The following is an 18,568-nucleotide window of genomic DNA, read 5'->3' on the forward strand; positions in this document are numbered from 1 at the left end:
GACGATAGTTTGAGGGTTGCCTCCTGCTACAATAGCTCGATGCCAGGTCTATTTTTCACAAAAAGCCGCTTCTACACAAGAGTAGAAGCGGCTTTTTGCTTAGTGGGAGATCAGTTTTGAATTTGAGGGTTTATAGCAAGGTTATTTTAGTCCACATCGCTAGAACTTGAACGGCTTCTTGAATAACTTGTAACGCTGCTTGTTGTGAAACTGGTAATTGATTCATTGTTTACTTACCCAAACCTACCAATACTTTTGCTAAAGCCTGTACCATCTCTCGTCCAGAGACATCTTCTCCTCTGATCAGATGATGAACCGTACCAGTTAACATAGGTAACTCAGACTCAATCGCATCTTCTTTCCCTTTGATATCGCTGTGAATAATTGCAACTATCCGCAATCCCAGAGATTGACAAAATTCTTGCCATTGGGGAATTTTCTCTTTGTTTCCAGATAAAATAACGGCGTGAGTCGCTTCTCGCATAATGACTCGATTTTCATCAGTAATTCTTCCCCCAACATCAATGATATTTAGAGTTGTGTTTGCAATCCGCACCCAACCCGCAGCTTTTTGTGCAAACTCTGGGGTAAACTTGGCTTTATACTCAGCTTTCAGTCTTGTTGCTAATTCTAAATCGCGCTGTGCGGCTTCTGAAAACCATGCACCTTCGCCATCAGGACAAGCGGTAATTACATAGGGATAAGGTGCGCCTTCAATGTTAGAAATTGCTTGCTTTAAACCTTCCCGCAGACATGATTTTCCTGACTGTTTAGGCCCGCAAATTACAACTTTTGGGTTGATTTTATCTTTCTGTGGTTCGTCGGTTTCGATGAGTTCGCCTATTTTATAGGCTGGACTGTGGGAAACTGCTGTAATGAAAGTTTTATACCCTTTTCTGCCAATTTTGGGGTCGAAAATGGCGATCGCACTGTAAAGATGAGATACTTTATGGGCGATTAGGTAACATACTGGTAGCGATGCTGGCCCATCGATTTTTAGCAACCTTCCACCCTTAACTTCTCCTGATTCTATCAATTCCTCTAAACGTGCTGCTGCATCGCGAACTATTTGATCGCCGGAGGCTGGTGTATCAAATTTTACTTTTAAAACATCGCCTTCTATATTAATGTGGTAAGTACTCATACTTCTAGGTAGCCATTGCTTCCAGCTTTTAATTATTGGATACATCATACATGATGTGGGAAGAAGCTTCTTCCAAAAGGGTTTATGCTGGTAACTGAAATTAACTAGGAAATTGTCTGGTGCAAATTTTTTCTGATGTTCCGCAAGTCGAATTGCTGCAATGGTTAGCACGAGGTTCTCTCAAGCAAAACCTGCTGCGTGCGATTCGGTTGTGGGTATGGTTGCGTTCGCTTTATGGTGAAACTTCAGATCGCTTGCTGCTGGATGATAGTTTTACTTTTGCTGGGTGGAGGGATGCTTTTTTTAGTTCCACACACCCGAAAACAGATGTCATACCCCAGTTACATGATGTTAATTGTGTTTGTGCGAAAACAACGGCGGAGTGGTTATTTAATAGCAAAACCGGAATTTCTCAATCGCAATGGAAGCGATCGCTCTTAACTCATCTTAGTATTTCTCATTCAGTAGGGGAAATAAAACCTTCGGTGGCGAAAAATCCTTGTTCTCTCAAATCAGAATCTGATTTGGATGAACTACTCAAGCGGCGTTTATTTGCGGTAACTCGTCGTTCCCTACAAGCAGATTTAGAAATTTTAGAAGAATTAGGTTGGCTGAAATATCAACAGCAGCAATATCACAGAGTTAGTAATTTACCTTTTCGTCCGATGACGACAAATATAGAAGTAGCTTCTACCAAGATTAATAGTGATGAATTAAACTTTGTGAATCAAGAAGATTTAGCTGCGATCGCGCAAAATCTCTCACAGAAAATTGGCGGAATCCAGCGCTTTTTCTTTAAGCTTGATTATGTTATTCCTCGGACTACTATAGACTCTGTTGATGATTGGCAACATAAATTGCGAGAAATTTGGGGACAAATTCCTGTACCTGCAATTATTATTAATTACAACAGTGCTCGGTTAGGAAAATATGTAGAATGTTTTGTTTATCCAGTTTGTATATATTATGTGCAACGTGCAGTTTATCTGTGTGCTTTTGGCGAAAGTCCCGATCGCAATCATGACTGGTATAACTTTCGGTTAGACAGAATTGAAAATATTACGCCGATTGCATGGACAAATTCTGCAATTCCTAAAGTGCTACAACAGCGTTATCAAAAAGCAGATTTACCTCGTCCTGAAGAAATTGAAGCGCAAATGTCTAAAGCTTGGGGGTTTGATTTTTATTTAGAACCTCGGCTGATGTTATTACGATTTGAGAAAGAGTATCACGAACGCTATATTCGCAATACTTTTCGTCATGATACTTTTAAAGCGATCGCCTATTCCCAAGCTGAACGTTTAATTAAGCAAAAAACACCGCTATCTCAACAGCAAGAATTACTACAAATTCTGGCTGCACGTTCTTGTGATGATGCTTACTACCGTGTTTACTATCGACATGGAGATAATAATGTGAGTATGCGTTTACGTGCTTGGCGTCCAAAAGTTGAGGTAATTATGCCTTGGGATTTACGTCAAAGTATAGCGGCTGATGTTAGCAAAGAATTTCACCTTTATCATAATTAACTAAACTATGAATTCAGTAAAATTGACCGAAAAATTTGAAGCAGCGTTAGTTTATGCTAATCGTTTACATGCAGAACAAAGCCGAAAAATTAGCGGTGTTCCTTATATGACTCATTTAATGAGTGTAGCGGCTTTAGTATTAGAATCTGGGGGAAGCGAAGAAGAAGCGATCGCGGCTTTGTTGCATGATAGTATTGAAGACCAAGGTGGTAAACCTACTCGCGAAGATGTTCGTCAACGTTTTGGCGATAGAGTTGTAGAAATAATTGATGGTTGTACAGAATGGGATAGTTTACCTAAACCACCTTGGCAAGAACGTAAAAATAGATATTTAGAAAATCTGCGTCATACTTCTGCTTCTGTGCGCAGAGTATCTTTAGCAGATAAGTTGCATAATGCTAGATCGTTATTAATAGATTCGCGGATATATGGTGATATTGTTTGGAGTCACTTAAAAATTGGTAGGGAAAAGACTTTATGGTTTTATAAGTCGTTGTTGGAAGTTTATCGTGAAACTGGTGATGATTGGATGACAGATGAATTTGCAAGAATTGTAAGTCAGTTGGCTGAGGAGTAATTTTGTCATTTGTCATTAGACATTTTGCATAAATATTTTTTTGTCTCACGCAAAGGCGCAAAGACGCAAAGAAGAAGCTAAGAATAAGAATTTTTGCAAGAAGTCTATTGAGTAATTCGTTAGGCGATCGCTTTTTTTGAAAATAATATATTTCTTTAAATCCCCTTGCGGGGTAATAGGTTTTTGAAACATGCAGTAGTTAGACCTAGCATCAGGGACAGGCCTTGTTTCAACCCCCTTGCGGGGTAATAAGTTTTTGAAACATTGCGCCGTGTTGGTAGATCCCGACAAAAACATTTTTGTTTCAATCCCCTTGCGGGGTAATAGGTTTTTGAAACTCTGCGCTGTAATAGATATCTTGACAGATATTTGTTTCAATCCCCTTGCGGGGTAATAGGTTTTTGAAACTCACAAATTATTTATCAATTCCCCATCAATGTAAGAGTTTCAATCCCCTTGCGGGGTAATAGGTTTTTGAAACCCAGAGCATTGGTATTGGGCTTATAAATATGAGGAGAAAGTTTCAATCCCCTTGCGGGGTAATAGGTTTTTGAAACCCCGGGTGCTGAAACTAATACACCGTAGGCTTTCTGGGAAGGATTTTGGCAGATCGAAAAAAATGGTCGTTTTCAGCCTACCTTATTGCAACTAATTTGCAACTTCCCGAAGACTCGAAACCCTGTAATTATTGATTTGTCAAGGTTCTGGCGTTTTTGGCGGAACCCCCCAGGTTTTTACACCCGCTTGGATATGCCAAATGTCAAGCTAACACATGAATAATCAAATTATACTCAACTCTTGGCGAGAGATTCCTTGGTAGTTCTTTAAGATTGATTGCTGTGAGAATCTACTTTGTGATTACCATCTGATGAGGTGTGAGACTGAGCAAGCAACCTGAGTGAATCGCTGATGCGGCGAGGCTTTGGGACTTTACCTTTAACAGCAGGCCAACCTTCGCGTTGACGAGAGCGATCGCCATCTGTTTCTTCTGTCTGATCGTGAAAGAGAATTTGCTGGGTAGGGAAGGGTAAATCAATTCCGTTTTCCATCAGCTTTTTCTTAATCGCAGATAGCACTTTATCCCGCGATTTTAAATCATCTATACGGCGTGGGGGATGAATCCACCAGCGCACGCGGATATTCACAGTACTTTCTGCAAGTTCCATCACCAAAACATCAGGAGCAGGTTCTTTTAAAACTTCTTCGATGCTATACATGGCTTCTAACATTAATTCTTTGGCTACATCAATGTCATCGCCATAACCTATGCCAACATCGTACTGTAATCGGCGGTTGTCAAAGGCAGTATTTACAGTTACAGAATTGGTAAATAATTCGGAGTTAGGAATTACAATTCGTCTACCATCGTAGGTTTTAATTGTTGTGGCGCGGGTTTCAATATTTTCTACAGTTCCTTCAAAGTTTTTAAAGACAATTTGGTCGTTAATTTGGAAAGGTTCTGTCAGCAGTATTAAAATTCCAGCTAGGAAATTTTGGAGAATATCGCGGAATGCAAAACCAATCGCGACACCGCTAATTCCTAAAAGTTGGACTAAATCTCCGGCTCTAAATGTGGGGATGACAATCGAAAGGGAGATAAATAACCCAATCAAGATTGTAACTCCCTGGGCTAATCTTCCCAAGACTAAACCTAAATTTCGGGCGTAACGACGGTTATGAGTTAAACGCTTAACAACGGCTTTAATTCTGCTAGCAATAAATAGAAATAAGATAAAGACAATCAACGCCAAGAGGATATTCGGTAGCAAAGCGATGAATCCGTTAATCATGCTTTGAACCTTTTCCCAAGCTACGGATAGTTCTGTATTCATGCGATGATGGATGTTACGTCACACAGCTAACCATCTTGTTTTTTAGGCGATCGCTCTACTATCCCAAGTAATATTTTGTTAAATTAATTTATTGGAAGTCGGCGGGAAACTCCATCCCCTTGTGGGTGGAGAGGGATAGCCGCCCGCCGACTTGGGGCATTGGGCATTGGGCATTGGGCATTGGGAACTCTTACCCATGCCCCATGCCCCATTCTCCATGCCCTAAAACTCCATCCCCTTGTGGGTGGAGTTTTTCATATTTTGTAGCACTAGATAAAATTAATGCGATCGTTCTTCTACCAAAAGAAATATTTATGAATCATTGAGGATTGCTCGCAATACTTATACTGTTGCAAAAGCTGGGGGATAAATAACCTTACCTTTATAGTTCTGCTGATAATTTTGTAGTGGTTTCACCATAAAAAACTCCTCTGGAACTGGAAAAGGTGACTCAATTCCATAATTAACTGATGGTTCAAAACCAAAGCGATTATAAAATTGAGGATGACCCAGGACAATTACCATAGATTTACCTCTCGCATTTGCTATTTCTAAACCAGCCTTTACCAGTGCGCTACCAATTCCCTGTCGTTGAAAATGTGGTAAAACTGCCATAGGTGCTAAACCAAGTACCCGTAATGTTTCTTCACCTACTAAATCAATATAGCTAAAGAGAATGTGAGCAACTACAGCAGTTTCAACTTCTGCAATTAACGATAATTCAGGAATATAACGTTCCGAATTACGAATTTCCTCCACTAATTTAGCCTCATTTTCCTGTCCAAAAGCTAATCTATTTACTTCAGCTATAGCTAGATAATCTTGAATACCTTCACCGCGTATATTCATCACCTTAAACTCAATTCTCTAAAAACCCAGTTTGCTCAAAATACCATAATAACTTCGCCCTTCTCAAAATCTGCTTCAATTCCATCAAACCTCCGCGTACCTACCCTGCGGGAACGCCTAACGGCGAATGCGTAAACCTCCGCGTACCTTTGCGTTAAAAAATATATTCTTCCTCAACCTCACCAATAAATCCTATAACCTTCCAATGGTAACAATTCCTCTAATTAATTTAGCCAACTTCAATCAAGATAATACATCCAAACAAACTGTAATTAAAGAAATTTATCAAGCCTGCAATGAAATCGGCTTTATGTATCTGCAAAATCATGGAATATCACCAGAGCAAATCTTCCAACAGAGCCAAGCTTTATTTAATTTACCATTACATATTAAACAACAGCTAGCTTGGAGCGATGAATTTAGCAATATAGGCTATGTTGGCATAGAAAGAGAACGCCTTAACCCAAATAATCCAGGAGATTTAAAAGAAGCATTTAATATTAGCAAACAAAATAATATCGAAAAATTTTCACCCGAATTAAATACAGTCGAATTTTATGATGCTTGTACAGAATTAGCTAACAAGATTCTCCAAGCTTTTGCTTTAGCTTTGGAATTACCAGAAGACTTTTTTACATCTAAACACAATCAACAAAATCATACTTTAAGATTGTTGCATTATCCGCCGTTAACAACAACGCCTAAACCGGGACAAGTACGTGCTGGCGAACATTCCGATTATGGCAGTATTACTTTATTATTCCAAGATGATATTGGCGGATTAGAAGTACAAACTACAGCCGGAGAATGGATAGCAGCACCATCAATTCCCGGTACGGTAATCGTAAATACTGGCGATTTAATGGAACGTTGGACAAATCATGTATTTTGCTCAACAAAACATCGGGTAATGATCAAGCGCGATCGCGCAATGAAACAGTCTCGTTATTCTATAGCTTTTTTCTGCCATCCTAATGATGATACAGAGATTGCTTGTCTTGACAGTTGCCGAAATTATCATTCTCCCATCGATCCTCCCATCCTTGCGGGAGAATATCTGTTGAGCCGTTTACAAGCGACATATTAATGAAAACTTACGACTGGATTGTTGTTGGTGGTGGAATTACAGGCGCAGCACTTGCTTATGAATTAGCAAAAACAGGCTTTTCGGTGCTGTTGTTAGAGCAAAACCAAGTACCTGATAATGCAACCCGCTATAGTTATGGAGGATTGGCTTATTGGTCAGGTAATACACCCATAACTCGCCAACTATGCGCAGATGCGATCGCGCGTTATCAAATCCTCCCCGAAGAATTAGACGCTGATATTGAATTTCGCGAATTAGACTTATTATTGACTATTCCCACGGATGAAGACCCAGAATTAGCTGCTGAATCTTATGCTAATTGTGTCATCCCTCCCAGATTACTCACAGTTACAGAAGCTGGCGAATTAGAACCATTATTAAATCGAGATGGAATTCCTGGTGCTTTAACTGTCAAACACGGTCATATTCACCCAGAAAAAACATTACAAGCTTACATTCAAGCTTTTTTACGTATTGGCGGCGAAATGCATATAGGGCAGGTGTTACAGGTATTAACTAATGGTGTAAAAACAGCTACCGAAACTTTTACCAGCGCTAATGTAGTGATTTGTGCAGGTGGACTCAGCCGCCAACTTTTAAAAGCTGCGGGGATACCAATTAAACTATATTTCACCCATGCAGAAATTATTGAAACGCCGCCTGTAGATTTGCGCTTAAATACTTTGGTAATGCCAGCAACTATCCAACGCTTTCAATTAGAAGCTGAATCTACCCAAATGGATGAATTATGGGATGAACCAGGAAATGAGCCGGCACCACCGATTTTAGATGCAGGTGCAATTCAATTTCTAGATGGTAGCTTGCGTTTAGGACAAATTAGCCGCACTCTTACAGATCCTCATGCTAAAATCAACGCCCAAGCAAGCGAACAGTGGTTACGCAGCAGCATTAGCCAGATTTTGCCTGCGTTAGCAAATTTACCAGGGACTTGGTATCATTCTTTAGTTGCTTTTACTCCTAATCGCCTACCTATAATTGGCGAGATTCCAGGGTTTGCAGGGGTGCATATCTTTTCTGGCTTCAGTAATCCCTTAGTTCTCATACCACCATTAGCACAGCGTTTTGCTAAATTTGTCTCCGGTCAGGAAGATGAGATTATTAGCCAGCTATTAAGCACTCGCCCTGACTGAGCAGTTTACTTTCAGCTGTACTAGTGTATTATTAAGGATTCTTTTACTCTGGCTAGAAATTTCTTACAAAATCACGATCTCTCAGGAAGCAAGATGAACACACCAAAGCCAAGGAAGTTGGATGACGTACAATCACAACAGGAAGAAACAGAACAGTCATTTCCTACCCAACACGTTAAAATCTATCAAAGCAGTGAAGCTGGGCAGTTAATAATTTGCGAATGTCGCAGTTGCTCGACTCCACTATCTATTGAAGTAATTTTTTTAACACCCCAAAATTCTAAACCTAAACCAAAAAATAAAGTTGATAGCAAAGATGATGAAATGAAATGTCCTAACTGTGGCAGAATTCCCATTTTTCTAGAAGGTTGTGCTGTACAGTCGATAGTTCAATTACCTATTTCACCTTGGCAAGATTCAGCGAAAGAGCAGGAAGAAGGGGCTAGGGGTTAGGGACTAGGCGAGTACTGTTTATATTTAGTGGAAAATGCGATCGCTACTCCAACGCTTTTGGCGATCGCACTCAACCAAATTTTCCAGAGCATACTACATGTCTGTTTCTCGCTCAGGTATTGAAGCCCAGACAGATTTTTTCAGATAGTGCAAAAAATTTGTAGTATGCCCTTGACACCCTGTAAGTTTTGTATTACAAATGTAGTATCAAGAGTTAAGCCTCCGCAAAGGTGAAAACTCGAACTGCTCAAGACCTTGCAATTACCATAGATGTTACTTTTGGGGTCGCGATTGGCGTTCGACTGCTCTGAAACCAACAAACGGACAGCTGCAGGATTTGGGTTCAATTCCCAACGACTCCATTTGCTTTAACTTCTATTGAAACTGCAAACATATCAATTACAGCATCGCAATTATGCACACTTGGGTCTGTAGCTCTAATGGTAGAGATCCCGGATGTCACTTGTGCCCTAACAGAAAAAGCTTACATACTAGCTCAATTAGTTAGAGCGATCGTCTCTAAAACGATAAGTTGCAGGTGCGATTCCTGCGTTTGTAACCTACAGCTTTTTCAACTCGCATGAGGTGTGAGTGTAACTCTCACAGGGAGGGTATCGGTTCAATCCCGATCAGATCCACTAATACCAATTCAAAATTCAAAATTCTCTCTTGGAAAGTTCTGATCGGAGGAAACCTCCGCTCAGACTTTCCGCAAAATTCAAAATTAAGAAAGCAATTCGTAATTAAAAAGGAGGTGATGACAATGGTACATATTAGATTTGAAGGGCGTTCTGTTGATGTGACAGAAACACAGCTAGGAATCAACGCCGGGATGAATGATGTTGCAGTCAAAGAACAGGTGGCTCGTCATTTGGATGTAAATCGCGATCGTCTGGAAACTTACATCATCGATCGTCGTCCTAGCGGTGATTTGATTATTCGTCCTGAAGCGGTTTATGGTTAATCAGCTTGATTCCGCGCCCTAACTTGTGAAGCATACACACTCTATCCGCAAGGATATACAGGTTCAAATCCTGTCGCTCCCTCTCATGGGAGCGTAGCCAAAATGGTAAAGGCAAATGTGCAAAACTGCTTTGCTGACTTGTGCGGAATTCCCATGATGCCAAATGTATTAATTTATTACCTGAACTCAATCACATATATGGAGGTAAATTTCATGATGTCAGCAAACTTATGTAGCCTAACAAATCAATCTGTAAACCTATCTTTCAACTACATATCTTTCAACTACATAAGTCATGAGCGAACATCGTTTGAGCGAAATTGTGATTGAGCGTCCTCGGAGTGGAACAAGAATTCCTCTAAAAAAGCAGACAGGCTATAAAAAGCAACTATACAAACTCACCCAAGATGCAACTGAGGATGGATTATTTAATCATTACTTGATTAAAACTAGATATAAATCAAAGTATCTTTCAGATCATCTTGGCCCCCTGCGTCGGCTGTTGTGTTCCAAAGTCGGACAGCCTTGGAATGACGTTTACAGCGAACTCTGCCAACGATTAGATAGCAATACAATGGCAGGACAGCACGTAATCAATCATATCTGGGATTACGTTGAACGTCATGTAGAAATCATTGATGGTGTCGTTTATCGGAAGCTTTACCGAGGATATCGAACTCCGTTTGGTTGGGGTTACCGCGATCGCGATCGCTTCTATATCCATCCTGATACTGGGATTCTTTGTGCAGTCGAGGAAGTACCTAGCAAGCCGTGGTCAAGCAAGCAAGAAACTGACTTTATCATCATTGATGATTATCATGAATACCAAAAACTGAATGATATTTGGTATCTCATTACCTTTGGAAATTTTCCCCAACAGTCAAATGATGATACAAAGGATAGTTTAAAAGGTTTAGCCCATATTGTTTGGCATCGTTATTACAGCTTATCATCTTATGCTGTAAGTAAACGACAATGTAACAAGAAAGAGCTTCGAGTTATTTTAAAACTACTTTCTAAACAATAAAATTTTCACTTCGTGCCCTAACCGAAAAAGCTTACATACTAGCCGAATTGGAACAGGCACTTGACTGATAATCAAGCTATTACAGGTTCAAATCCTGTGTGTGAATCAACGGCTTTTTCAACTTGCACGAAGTGTTTTTATTCATTATCAATTATGAGTTAACTGCAACTCATTGGAGGTTGCCATGTCTGTGAAAACCCTAGAAATTTTAGAACGAATCAAATCTCTAACTCTCAACGAAACTTCTCAACTAGTCAAGCAGATTGAAGCAACCTTCAATGTAGATATTTCCACACCGAAGCTGATTCAAATTGATCAACGAGATGAAGATGAGGTTCCATTACAAGTTCAGACGGAATTTGATGTGTTATTGGTATCGGTTCCGCCAGAGAAAAAGATTGCCCTACTCAAGGTCATTCGGACGGTAACTGGTTTGGGATTGAAGGAAGCGAAGGATTTTGTAGACTCTATTCCTAAAGTCGTGCAGACAGGATTGGATCGAGAAGCGGCTCAAATCCTTAAGCAACAACTAGAAGAAACAGGAGCCGTTGTTTCTCTGCAATAGTCTTATCTTTCTTCTTTGCGTCTTTGCGTCTTTGCGTGAGATTTTTTTTTTAAACGAACCGCGTTCGCGAAGCGTCTCGCAGAGAAGTCGCGAAGTACACGAAGGAAGAGAAAGAAGATTTTACTGATGAATTAGAACTGGCACATACAACTTTATTATTGGCAGTTGTTGCCGCGCCCCGATCGCAGAAGCATACATAACTCTGATTCAGTTACACAACGCTTCTACAACTTGCGCGGTGAATTTATCGCCCCGCGTGCAACATCTGCCTCCTTCAATTTTGGATTTTAGATTGCAATCCAAAATCTAAAATCTAAAATCTAAAATTCTTAGAGGAGGTTATTATGAATACCACAGAACGCGATTTGCGTCTGGAAATGCTCAATAGTTTGCTCACAACTCCTCACCGCAAACTTGAGCAAGTCGCAGAAGTTCATAAGTTAATTGTTGAATTAGATCCCCTTTTCTACGGACACTTAGCGGTTTGGTATCAACGCAACGGTGATGTCCGCGACCATAAAGAAGTATTTATTGCTAACTTATTGACTAGTAATATCACTGAACACAGAGATGCTGGATTTATGATGCTGCAAGAGTTTCCGCCTTATCAGGTGGCTCGTGTAGTAGACTTCATGAAACAGCAGCAAAATAAATTACCTCGTTCGGCTCGGACTGCGGTGCGGCGTTACCTCAAAGCCAGAGAAAGCAATCCTGCACTATTCGATCGCGCGGCTTTGCGGGGACGTAAGGCGATGAAGCACTTGTATGCTTCGCTACACATCAAGCCCAATGAACGGGCAAATGCGATTCTCTTCCGCGATACTCCCCCAGAAGGTTCTTTAGCCCATGTGCTGAAGCAGCTTGCAAAAGCGGAAACTCCCGCCGAACAAGCACAGCTAATTGTGGAATTCAACATTCCCTACACGATCGCAATTGGTGCAATCAAGCAACTTACACCAGTTGTCTTGGTGGCGTTAATCAACAGCATGACTCCCCAGGAAGTAATCAACAACCTGAAGTCTCTCCAGGCGAAGGGTGCAATGGATCAACCCCAAGTCAAGCAACTAATTGACGCCAAGCTGGAGCAAGCATCTAAGAATGGGCGTGTAGCAGCTTTCAAAGCGCAAATTGCCGCAGATGGCGCAGATTTAGACGCAGACACCGTTGCAAAGTTGGAAAAAGTCACCAACGAGCAGGTGAAACGCCGTGGTGCGATCGCTCGTTCTACTGCTTTACTAGTAGATAAATCTGGCTCAATGGAAAATGCGATCGCAGTTGGTAAGCAACTAGCTGCTCTTATCTCTGGTATCACCCAAGCACAATTATATGTCTACGCTTTCGATACCATGCCTTACGCGATTACCGCCAAAGGTAAAGAGTTAACCGACTGGGAGCGTGCTTTCCAGCACATCAGGGCAGGTGGTAGCACTAGTATCGGCTGTGCATTAGAAGCAATGCGCAAGAAAAAGCAGGTAGTTGATCAAATTATCTTGGTAACTGACGAAGGTGAAAATGCTACACCTTACTTCAGTGAAGTCTACAAAACCTACTGCCGAGAATTTGCGGTAATCCCTAATGTAGTGATTGTCCGTGTAGGTACTCATTACAACTGGCTGGAGACTCAACTCAAGCAGCAGCAAGCACCTGTGGAAACTTTTACCTTTGCGGGTGACTACTACAGCTTACCGAACCTTATCCCATTGCTAACTCGTCCTTCTCGCCTCGATTTACTGATGGAGATTATGGATCTGCCGTTACCTGTGCGAGATGATAAGTAATTTCTAACTTATGGTAATGCTTATTATTATAATATAGTAAGCATTGCCTATTTTATAAGTTTTAAATACTGAGATTTTGCTCAAGCCAAACAACTAAATCAGACATACTTGAAAAGTATAAAAAATCCTCCCCTAAGCTTTCTAATTGCTCAGTAGATAATACTTGTAGACGTTCAAGTATTACTGATTCTATCTCACCAAAGCGTCTATTTATAAGGCGTAAAGTATATTTTAATGCTTCTTTTTGCTCTCCTCTTTGTTCTCCCTTCTGCAAAATATCTTGATAAATTACTGACTCTTGCATAAGCTCCTCTCGTAACAATTGACGAATAAAATATTTTTCAAACTTTAATCCTGCTAAAATTTCAGTATAAGCAGCAGTATTTTGTCTTGTCTCTATATCTGGAATTTTAGCAATTTCCTGGGCAACCTGCGATAATAATGCCGTGGGTGAATCGGTTCGCGTTAACGGTGCAAAAGGTAATAACGCTAGATTTCCAAGAAATATTGCCGAATCTTGCTCCCACATCCGTATAACTCGATAACGGTGGGTTGTTACCTCACTAATATACTCCTCAGTAAAGGCGATTTCGTCACTTGTTTCTTGTAAGAAAATTACTACTTGTGTGACAGGAACTTGATATTTACGTGTCAATCTCACGTAATAATCTAGCATCCTTAAAGCAATTGGTGTTTGTGACTTAATAGTAGTTTGAAATTCTAGGTGTAAAATCCGATTTTCTGTTTGTAAAAAGGTGACTGAGTCAGCACGTATCGGTTCAATACTCAATTCAGTTTTTAAAATTTCAATTTTTTGTGGTTCTTGATTTAATAACCAACGGGTAAAATCAAAAGGGTACTTTTCTGCGAGGATTTTACAGAGGTTGTCATATTCTGCCATCTCAAAGTTGAGTTTTAGTTTTCTTGATGATTTTATCTTATATTGGCTTGTAACCAGTTCCATTCATTAGTGATTTTAAGTGGCGATCGCACTATTGTAAAATCTCTGTTTTCATCTTTGAGCATATTTGTAGTATAGTGTACTATATAAATATCCTGCGTGCCCCAACTTGTGTGAGCCTACATACTAGTACGAGAGGAAGGTAACACTGTCAAATTCAGTGGGCGTGTGTGAACGGGGAGTGCGAAGAACCTGGAAAGTGAACTTAGAAGTACCCATCTTTGAAAGAGTGTGTAACAACTCACCAGTCGAGTCCCTCTAGTAACTGAGAACACGCAATGCTCTACCAACTTGCTCGCGGGAAATGATTATATAAACTCCTAACGTTACTGAATTAACTTATAAACTCCTCTTTGCGCCTTTGCGTGAGTGACGGAAATGTTGAGTCCATCAATTGATTGATTACCTTGGGATTCACGCTAGTCATCTTCCAGCGATAGAAGTGTCTCATCCAAATCTTTGATGTAGGGCTGCACTAAATCTTCTGGCACAATTCGTTTGCGGAGTGCATCGCTAACTGCAACCTTTTCTGCTAGCAGCAGTCGCCGGCGAATTCTATCTAGCCCAGTGCGATCGCCCGATCGCTGCCCTGCTCGATATTTATTATAGAGATCGCGCAGCACTCGTTCAGACTTTGCCACCCGCACTTGATAAGATGACCATAGCTCCTCATATACTGCTTTCGGCAATACGCCCGATTTCAGCAGACTATCTAACTCATCCTGAGCAGCTTTAGCCGCAATCAATTGAATCTGTAACTTCCCAGTTTCTTGCATAACGTCAGAAGCACGGCTGATATTTAGCCGTTTAATCGCCCAAGGTAAGGCTAATCCTTGTATCACTAGGGAAAATAAAACCGAACCAAACACCAGTTGAATCAGGAGATTTCGTTCTGGTAGGGACAAGGGAATAGCAACTGCTAACGCCATTGAGAGCGAACCTTTAATATTCCCTAAAACCAAAACATGCTGCCACAATAGCGGGATCGGACGATCAAACCAACGCAACCCTGCTAATAATAAATAGACTGAGAGAATCCGTCCTAGTTGATACGCCAGAATCACGAACAAAATCGAGGGTACAATTTTCCACAGCGACGCAGGATTAATTTCAATCCCAATCAGCAGAAAAATAAACGTATTGACGCTAAAACCAGCATATTCCCAGAAACTTAATAAGGTAATTCGATCCGAAGCCGACGAAGTGCGAGGAAGCCCAAGATTGCCAAAAATCAGTCCGGCGATCACTACAGCCACAGCACCGGATACGCCCAAAAATTGCCCTATTTGGAAGGTTCCTAATGCTAAAGCCACGGTTAGCAACAGGCTACTTAAGGGATCTTTTAAGCGATTGAATATTGGTAAGCTTAAGTAACCTAAGACTGCTCCCACCAACCCCCCGCCTAAAGAAACTAGGAGCAGTTCCTTCACTCCTTGTACAACAGTGAGAGAGCCTGTTGCATAAATTACTAAAAGCAAATTGAATGAAATCAGCGCAGCCGCATCATTAAATAGGGTTTCTCCCTCAACAATAGTGCTTAATCGCGAAGGCACACGTATATCCTTGAAAACAGCAATTATCGAGACTGTATCAGTGTTAGCCAGGATGACTCCAATCAGCAAAGCGGGAATCCAGTCTAACCCCAGCCCAAATTTAACCAGCGCTGCAATAATTGCTGAAGAAAAAATTGCACCAGGCCCAGCTAAAAGTGCGATCGCCTTAAAAGTGCTGCGCAGACGGCTAATATCTGTATTGATCGATGCTTCAAAAATCAGAATCGGCAAGAAAAGGTTTAATACTAAAGATGGATCTAACCCAATCCGACGCGACCAAAGTTCCGTAATCGGTAACCCTGCTAGCACCAATCCTGTTACATAAGGAATTCGTAGTCGCTGAGTTATCAATGCAACAGCAGTGGCAATCAGTAACAAAATAATCAAGATGATGACCAGTTCAGGAATGGTTCCTGCTGTTTGGCTATCTACAGGAGAATTGCTGTTTAAAGGGTTTTGTTGGGCTAAAATCCACTCCATTACCAATCCTCCTATACAGCGCTTTCATCAAAAGTTGTGAGTCAACTATTGTTTGAGTGTACAGGAAGGCAGAGGGGCAGGGAGCAGAGAGCAGGGGGAGAAATAAAAATATCTTCTCTCGGAAATTGGATAATTTATTTTCTGGAAGTCCCTAAAAAGTAACAGGATTTTTTTGTAGTATAGTGTATTATATAAATATCCTGCGTGCCCCAACTCTTGTGAGCTTACATACTAGTACGAGAGGAAAAGTAACACTGTCAAATTCAGTGGGCGTGTGTGAACGGGGAGTGCAAAGAACCTGGAAAGTCGGCTTAGAAGTAGCCATCTTTTAAAGAGTGTGTAAAAACTCACCAGTGGAGTCCCTCTAGTAACTGAGAACGCGCAATGCTCCATTAACTTGCACGCAGAACTATACTACAACTTTCAATCAATTGTTAGTAGTAACATCGCCAAATTCTTGTGAAAAGTTAGCGATATTAACTTTAATAATTAACAAAATTAAACTTTATCTGAAGTCTTGGACTTTAGTACTTCTATTGCTTTAAATCCTTGTATAGTTTGACTTAAAAATATCATGGGAAGAATCAAGCCAAAAGGTTTACCAGTTTGAATCATATTAAAAATGCCAGTTAACACATTTAGTGACATCAATCCTACTGCAATACCTAATGCAGTTTTTGATTTACGTTGAACAAAATAACCTAAACAGAGATACAGTAAGCCAAAAAATAAAAAACCAATTACTAATATTAAATAATCTGGTAATTGATTACCAACAAGAAAGAAGAGAATACTAAAAAAAATGCACAGGACTCCAACTGCGTAAACTGCACGATAAGCAGATGCTAACTTTTTTCTCGACTCGGATATTTGTTGTATCTCAGTAGTCATAATTTTTGTAGTTTTTCAGTTTTTGAAGGTAAATGGTGTACAAAAGCAAAGTAGTTAGAAATCTGTAACAGCTTTTTTCTGTGTTTTATCTGTTGGCAATAATTGTCTAAATAGCTGTCAAAAAATGCCACTATGTTTTTTATATACTCAAAAATTTTAAATTGCTTATGTAATTATGCGTAAAAGAACTAAACTATGCCTGATATTCGTAAGTTAATTAATCAAATTGCTGATGCAGAAGCACAGTTATCCGCTACCCAATTCCTTGCGCCTTGTGTCAAAGGTGGACGAGTTCGCACAAAGGTAGCGGGAATGATCTATACATTCACGCCAAAGCCGCGTCAATTTGCAGGTTGGGGTATCTTTCAGTCTGTGGATGCAAAGACAGCAAAGGTTGTCGAAGAAGCAGATTTACCCCAAATTGCCGAATACTTACAACATTTCCCCCAAATCCGGCTGCGGTTAGCACATCAATTGCAGGGACAAACTTGGTTAGCATATCCTGTAAATGAAGTTGATATGCGTCAACGGTTGAAGGTGGTAAAGCCGATCGCAGTCCATTTAGTAACTGAGGGTGTGGCTTTTGAGCAAATCATTACCCGGTGGAATGGACAGTCATGCTGGTTTGAGGAAATCGATCGCCGTACCGATCCGATAATTGGGGAAACTCTGCAATCTGCAATTAAGGAATTAACCCCAGTTGGGGAATTGCAATTTAAAGGGATGACTCCAGAGATGCGCACAGTATATGAATTAACCACGGCGCAAATTGCAGAATTCAGTCAACCCCAACAAGATGAAAAACGACTGCGTAAAGCTTTACAGCAAGGTGGTGGGGAATTAAACGAATTTCAGGATCGTGGCGATTACTGGACAGTTAATTGGCGTACTGCTGATGGGATTAGCCACACAAGCGCGATCGCCAAAACTGACTTGACTGTGATTAGTTCTGGTATTTGTCTGAGCGATCGCGATCGCGATTTTGATCTGCAATCCTTAGTGGGTGTAATCGAACAACAAGAGTGGTAAGGACGATGAGCATTTTTTTTCACGAACAGCTTTACCGCAGCAATGCTGTGATGAAAAAGCTGAAGGATTATCCTGTGACTATCTGTGGTGCTGGTGCCTTAGGCGCTAACATTGCAGAAAACTTAGCTCGGTCTGGTTTTGATAAACTGACTGTGATAGATCGCGATCGCATTGAGGAACGTAATCTTTCCACTCAGCCTTATTACCGTTCCGATGTGGGCGCATTTAAAGCCAAAATTTTAGCCAATAATTTATATCGCGCTATTGGTACTAAAATTGATGGCAAAACAAAAGAGTTGACACCAGCAAATACAAATCAACTCCTCAAAGATAGTCAGCTAATTATTGATGCTTTTGATAACAGTATCGCCCGTCAAGCAGTCAAAGATTATGCGGAGAAATTCAATATACCTTGTCTTCATGCTGGACTATCAGCCGATTATGCAGAAGTGATTTGGAATGACGTTTATCGCGTTCCTTCTGATGTGAATGATGATATTTGTGATTATCCCTTAGCACGAAATTTGGTAATGTTAACCGTTGCTGTAGCTTGTGAAGCTGCAATTTCCTTCATTGCGACAGCAGAACAGCGTAACTTTACCATTACCCTCAAGGATATGACAGTTCAAGCCTTGGTGCTGTAGAATACTGTAAATCCTGCTGTCACCCAATAAGAGACTTCCAGAAATTAAATTATC

Annotated in this window: 17 protein-coding genes, 1 tRNA gene, 1 CRISPR repeat array and 1 other annotated feature; of the genes, 12 read left to right on the forward strand and 6 right to left on the reverse strand. The window is 40.6% G+C overall.

Annotation, left to right across the window (positions count from 1 at the left end):
* Positions 1-229: 229 nt before the first annotated feature.
* On the reverse strand, positions 230-1,144 hold the full coding sequence (locus H6G08_RS28190; RefSeq protein ID WP_190549213.1) for a CRISPR-associated protein Csx3: 915 nt from the start codon (positions 1,142-1,144) through the stop codon (positions 230-232).
* Between the two features lie 116 nt (positions 1,145-1,260).
* On the opposite strand from H6G08_RS28190, the gene H6G08_RS28195 reads away from it, so the two are divergent.
* On the forward strand, positions 1,261-2,673 hold the full coding sequence (locus tag H6G08_RS28195) for a TIGR03985 family CRISPR-associated protein (protein ID WP_190549215.1): 1,413 nt from the start codon (positions 1,261-1,263) through the stop codon (positions 2,671-2,673).
* A 7-nt stretch (positions 2,674-2,680) separates the two neighbouring features.
* Entirely contained in the window at positions 2,681-3,250 is a 570-nt protein-coding gene (locus H6G08_RS28200; RefSeq protein ID WP_190549124.1) for an HD domain-containing protein, read from the forward strand.
* Between the two features lie 153 nt (positions 3,251-3,403).
* Positions 3,404-3,807: a CRISPR direct-repeat array (repeat unit 37 nt; unit sequence GTTTCAATCCCCTTGCGGGGTAATAGGTTTTTGAAAC).
* A gap of 267 nt (positions 3,808-4,074) precedes the next feature.
* Here H6G08_RS28200 and H6G08_RS28205 read toward each other — a convergent pair.
* Together H6G08_RS28205 and H6G08_RS28210 are read right to left on the reverse strand one after the other, a co-directional pair.
* A complete protein-coding gene (locus H6G08_RS28205) occupies positions 4,075-5,082 on the reverse strand; it encodes a mechanosensitive ion channel family protein (RefSeq protein ID WP_190549126.1) in 1,008 nt (335 codons plus the stop codon).
* Positions 5,083-5,424: 342 nt separating this feature from the next.
* Positions 5,425-5,931 (reverse strand): GNAT family N-acetyltransferase, encoded by a 507-nt coding sequence (locus H6G08_RS28210; RefSeq protein WP_190549127.1) that lies wholly within the window; start codon positions 5,929-5,931, stop codon positions 5,425-5,427.
* Between the two features lie 205 nt (positions 5,932-6,136).
* Between H6G08_RS28210 and H6G08_RS28215 the strand changes: the two genes are divergently transcribed.
* The 8 genes from H6G08_RS28215 (at position 6,137) to H6G08_RS28250 (ending at position 12,956) form a co-directional block, all read left to right on the forward strand.
* Positions 6,137-7,018 (forward strand): isopenicillin N synthase family dioxygenase, encoded by an 882-nt coding sequence (locus H6G08_RS28215; protein WP_190549217.1) that lies wholly within the window; start codon positions 6,137-6,139, stop codon positions 7,016-7,018.
* Positions 7,018-8,169: an NAD(P)/FAD-dependent oxidoreductase gene (locus tag H6G08_RS28220; RefSeq protein WP_190549129.1), complete on the forward strand. Its 1,152-nt coding sequence runs from the start codon at positions 7,018-7,020 to the stop codon at positions 8,167-8,169. Before H6G08_RS28215 ends, H6G08_RS28220 begins: the two co-directional genes overlap by 1 nt.
* 93 nt (positions 8,170-8,262) lie before the next feature.
* Positions 8,263-8,622, forward strand: coding sequence for a hypothetical protein (locus tag H6G08_RS28225; RefSeq protein WP_190549131.1), 360 nt, complete (start codon positions 8,263-8,265; stop codon positions 8,620-8,622).
* A 763-nt stretch (positions 8,623-9,385) separates the two neighbouring features.
* Positions 9,386-9,586 carry a hypothetical protein gene (locus tag H6G08_RS28230; protein WP_096644389.1) on the forward strand — a complete coding sequence of 67 codons (201 nt, stop codon included), beginning with the start codon at positions 9,386-9,388 and terminating at the stop codon, positions 9,584-9,586.
* A 295-nt stretch (positions 9,587-9,881) separates the two neighbouring features.
* Positions 9,882-10,613 (forward strand): hypothetical protein, encoded by a 732-nt coding sequence (locus H6G08_RS28235; protein ID WP_190549133.1) that lies wholly within the window; start codon positions 9,882-9,884, stop codon positions 10,611-10,613.
* Between the two features lie 32 nt (positions 10,614-10,645).
* A tRNA-Ile gene (locus H6G08_RS28240) sits at positions 10,646-10,716 on the forward strand.
* An 81-nt stretch (positions 10,717-10,797) separates the two neighbouring features.
* Positions 10,798-11,178 (forward strand): 50S ribosomal protein L7/L12, encoded by a 381-nt coding sequence (rplL, locus tag H6G08_RS28245; RefSeq protein WP_190549135.1) that lies wholly within the window; start codon positions 10,798-10,800, stop codon positions 11,176-11,178.
* A gap of 344 nt (positions 11,179-11,522) precedes the next feature.
* Positions 11,523-12,956 (forward strand): vWA domain-containing protein, encoded by a 1,434-nt coding sequence (locus H6G08_RS28250; RefSeq protein WP_190549136.1) that lies wholly within the window; start codon positions 11,523-11,525, stop codon positions 12,954-12,956.
* Between the two features lie 61 nt (positions 12,957-13,017).
* Here H6G08_RS28250 and H6G08_RS28255 read toward each other — a convergent pair whose 3' ends face one another.
* The 3 genes from H6G08_RS28255 to H6G08_RS28265 all read right to left on the reverse strand — a co-directional run bounded on the left by H6G08_RS28255 (position 13,018) and on the right by H6G08_RS28265 (position 16,841).
* Complete coding sequence (locus tag H6G08_RS28255; protein WP_190549219.1) at positions 13,018-13,857, reverse strand: DUF4351 domain-containing protein; 840 nt, start codon at positions 13,855-13,857, stop codon at positions 13,018-13,020.
* Positions 13,858-14,336: 479 nt separating this feature from the next.
* Positions 14,337-15,950 carry a cation:proton antiporter gene (locus tag H6G08_RS28260; RefSeq protein ID WP_190549138.1) on the reverse strand — a complete coding sequence of 538 codons (1,614 nt, stop codon included), beginning with the start codon at positions 15,948-15,950 and terminating at the stop codon, positions 14,337-14,339.
* Between the two features lie 298 nt (positions 15,951-16,248).
* Positions 16,249-16,304: a sequence feature (23S ribosomal RNA rRNA prediction is too short), on the forward strand.
* A gap of 144 nt (positions 16,305-16,448) precedes the next feature.
* Positions 16,449-16,841: a hypothetical protein gene (locus H6G08_RS28265; RefSeq protein ID WP_190549140.1), complete on the reverse strand. Its 393-nt coding sequence runs from the start codon at positions 16,839-16,841 to the stop codon at positions 16,449-16,451.
* A gap of 195 nt (positions 16,842-17,036) precedes the next feature.
* On the opposite strand from H6G08_RS28265, the gene H6G08_RS28270 reads away from it, so the two are divergent.
* Together H6G08_RS28270 and H6G08_RS28275 are read left to right on the forward strand one after the other, a co-directional pair.
* Positions 17,037-17,870 (forward strand): hypothetical protein, encoded by an 834-nt coding sequence (locus tag H6G08_RS28270; protein WP_190549142.1) that lies wholly within the window; start codon positions 17,037-17,039, stop codon positions 17,868-17,870.
* 5 nt (positions 17,871-17,875) lie between these two features.
* Positions 17,876-18,514: a ThiF family adenylyltransferase gene (locus H6G08_RS28275; RefSeq protein WP_190549143.1), complete on the forward strand. Its 639-nt coding sequence runs from the start codon at positions 17,876-17,878 to the stop codon at positions 18,512-18,514.
* The last annotated feature ends 54 nt before the right edge of the window (positions 18,515-18,568 follow it).

This window comes from Calothrix anomala FACHB-343 (assembly GCF_014696435.1).
Taxonomy (GTDB): domain Bacteria; phylum Cyanobacteriota; class Cyanobacteriia; order Cyanobacteriales; family Nostocaceae; genus Aulosira; species Aulosira anomala_A.

What these genes read in the sequence shown, in the direction of transcription:
- H6G08_RS28275 (WP_190549143.1), top strand. Translation starts at nt 17,876, where the DNA reads ATGAGCATTTTTTTTCACGAACAGCTTTACCGCAGCAATGCTGTGATG.
- H6G08_RS28235 (WP_190549133.1), top strand. Translation starts at nt 9,882, where the DNA reads ATGAGCGAACATCGTTTGAGCGAAATTGTGATTGAGCGTCCTCGGAGT.
- H6G08_RS28255 (WP_190549219.1), bottom strand. Translation starts at nt 13,857, where the DNA reads ATGGCAGAATATGACAACCTCTGTAAAATCCTCGCAGAAAAGTACCCT.
- H6G08_RS28260 (WP_190549138.1), bottom strand. Translation starts at nt 15,950, where the DNA reads ATGGAGTGGATTTTAGCCCAACAAAACCCTTTAAACAGCAATTCTCCT.
- H6G08_RS28225 (WP_190549131.1), top strand. Translation starts at nt 8,263, where the DNA reads ATGAACACACCAAAGCCAAGGAAGTTGGATGACGTACAATCACAACAG.
- H6G08_RS28250 (WP_190549136.1), top strand. Translation starts at nt 11,523, where the DNA reads ATGAATACCACAGAACGCGATTTGCGTCTGGAAATGCTCAATAGTTTG.
- H6G08_RS28205 (WP_190549126.1), bottom strand. Translation starts at nt 5,082, where the DNA reads ATGAATACAGAACTATCCGTAGCTTGGGAAAAGGTTCAAAGCATGATT.
- rplL (WP_190549135.1), top strand. Translation starts at nt 10,798, where the DNA reads ATGTCTGTGAAAACCCTAGAAATTTTAGAACGAATCAAATCTCTAACT.
- H6G08_RS28220 (WP_190549129.1), top strand. Translation starts at nt 7,018, where the DNA reads ATGAAAACTTACGACTGGATTGTTGTTGGTGGTGGAATTACAGGCGCA.
- H6G08_RS28200 (WP_190549124.1), top strand. Translation starts at nt 2,681, where the DNA reads ATGAATTCAGTAAAATTGACCGAAAAATTTGAAGCAGCGTTAGTTTAT.
- H6G08_RS28190 (WP_190549213.1), bottom strand. Translation starts at nt 1,144, where the DNA reads ATGAGTACTTACCACATTAATATAGAAGGCGATGTTTTAAAAGTAAAA.
- H6G08_RS28230 (WP_096644389.1), top strand. Translation starts at nt 9,386, where the DNA reads ATGGTACATATTAGATTTGAAGGGCGTTCTGTTGATGTGACAGAAACA.
- H6G08_RS28210 (WP_190549127.1), bottom strand. Translation starts at nt 5,931, where the DNA reads ATGAATATACGCGGTGAAGGTATTCAAGATTATCTAGCTATAGCTGAA.
- H6G08_RS28215 (WP_190549217.1), top strand. Translation starts at nt 6,137, where the DNA reads ATGGTAACAATTCCTCTAATTAATTTAGCCAACTTCAATCAAGATAAT.
- H6G08_RS28270 (WP_190549142.1), top strand. Translation starts at nt 17,037, where the DNA reads ATGCCTGATATTCGTAAGTTAATTAATCAAATTGCTGATGCAGAAGCA.
- H6G08_RS28265 (WP_190549140.1), bottom strand. Translation starts at nt 16,841, where the DNA reads ATGACTACTGAGATACAACAAATATCCGAGTCGAGAAAAAAGTTAGCA.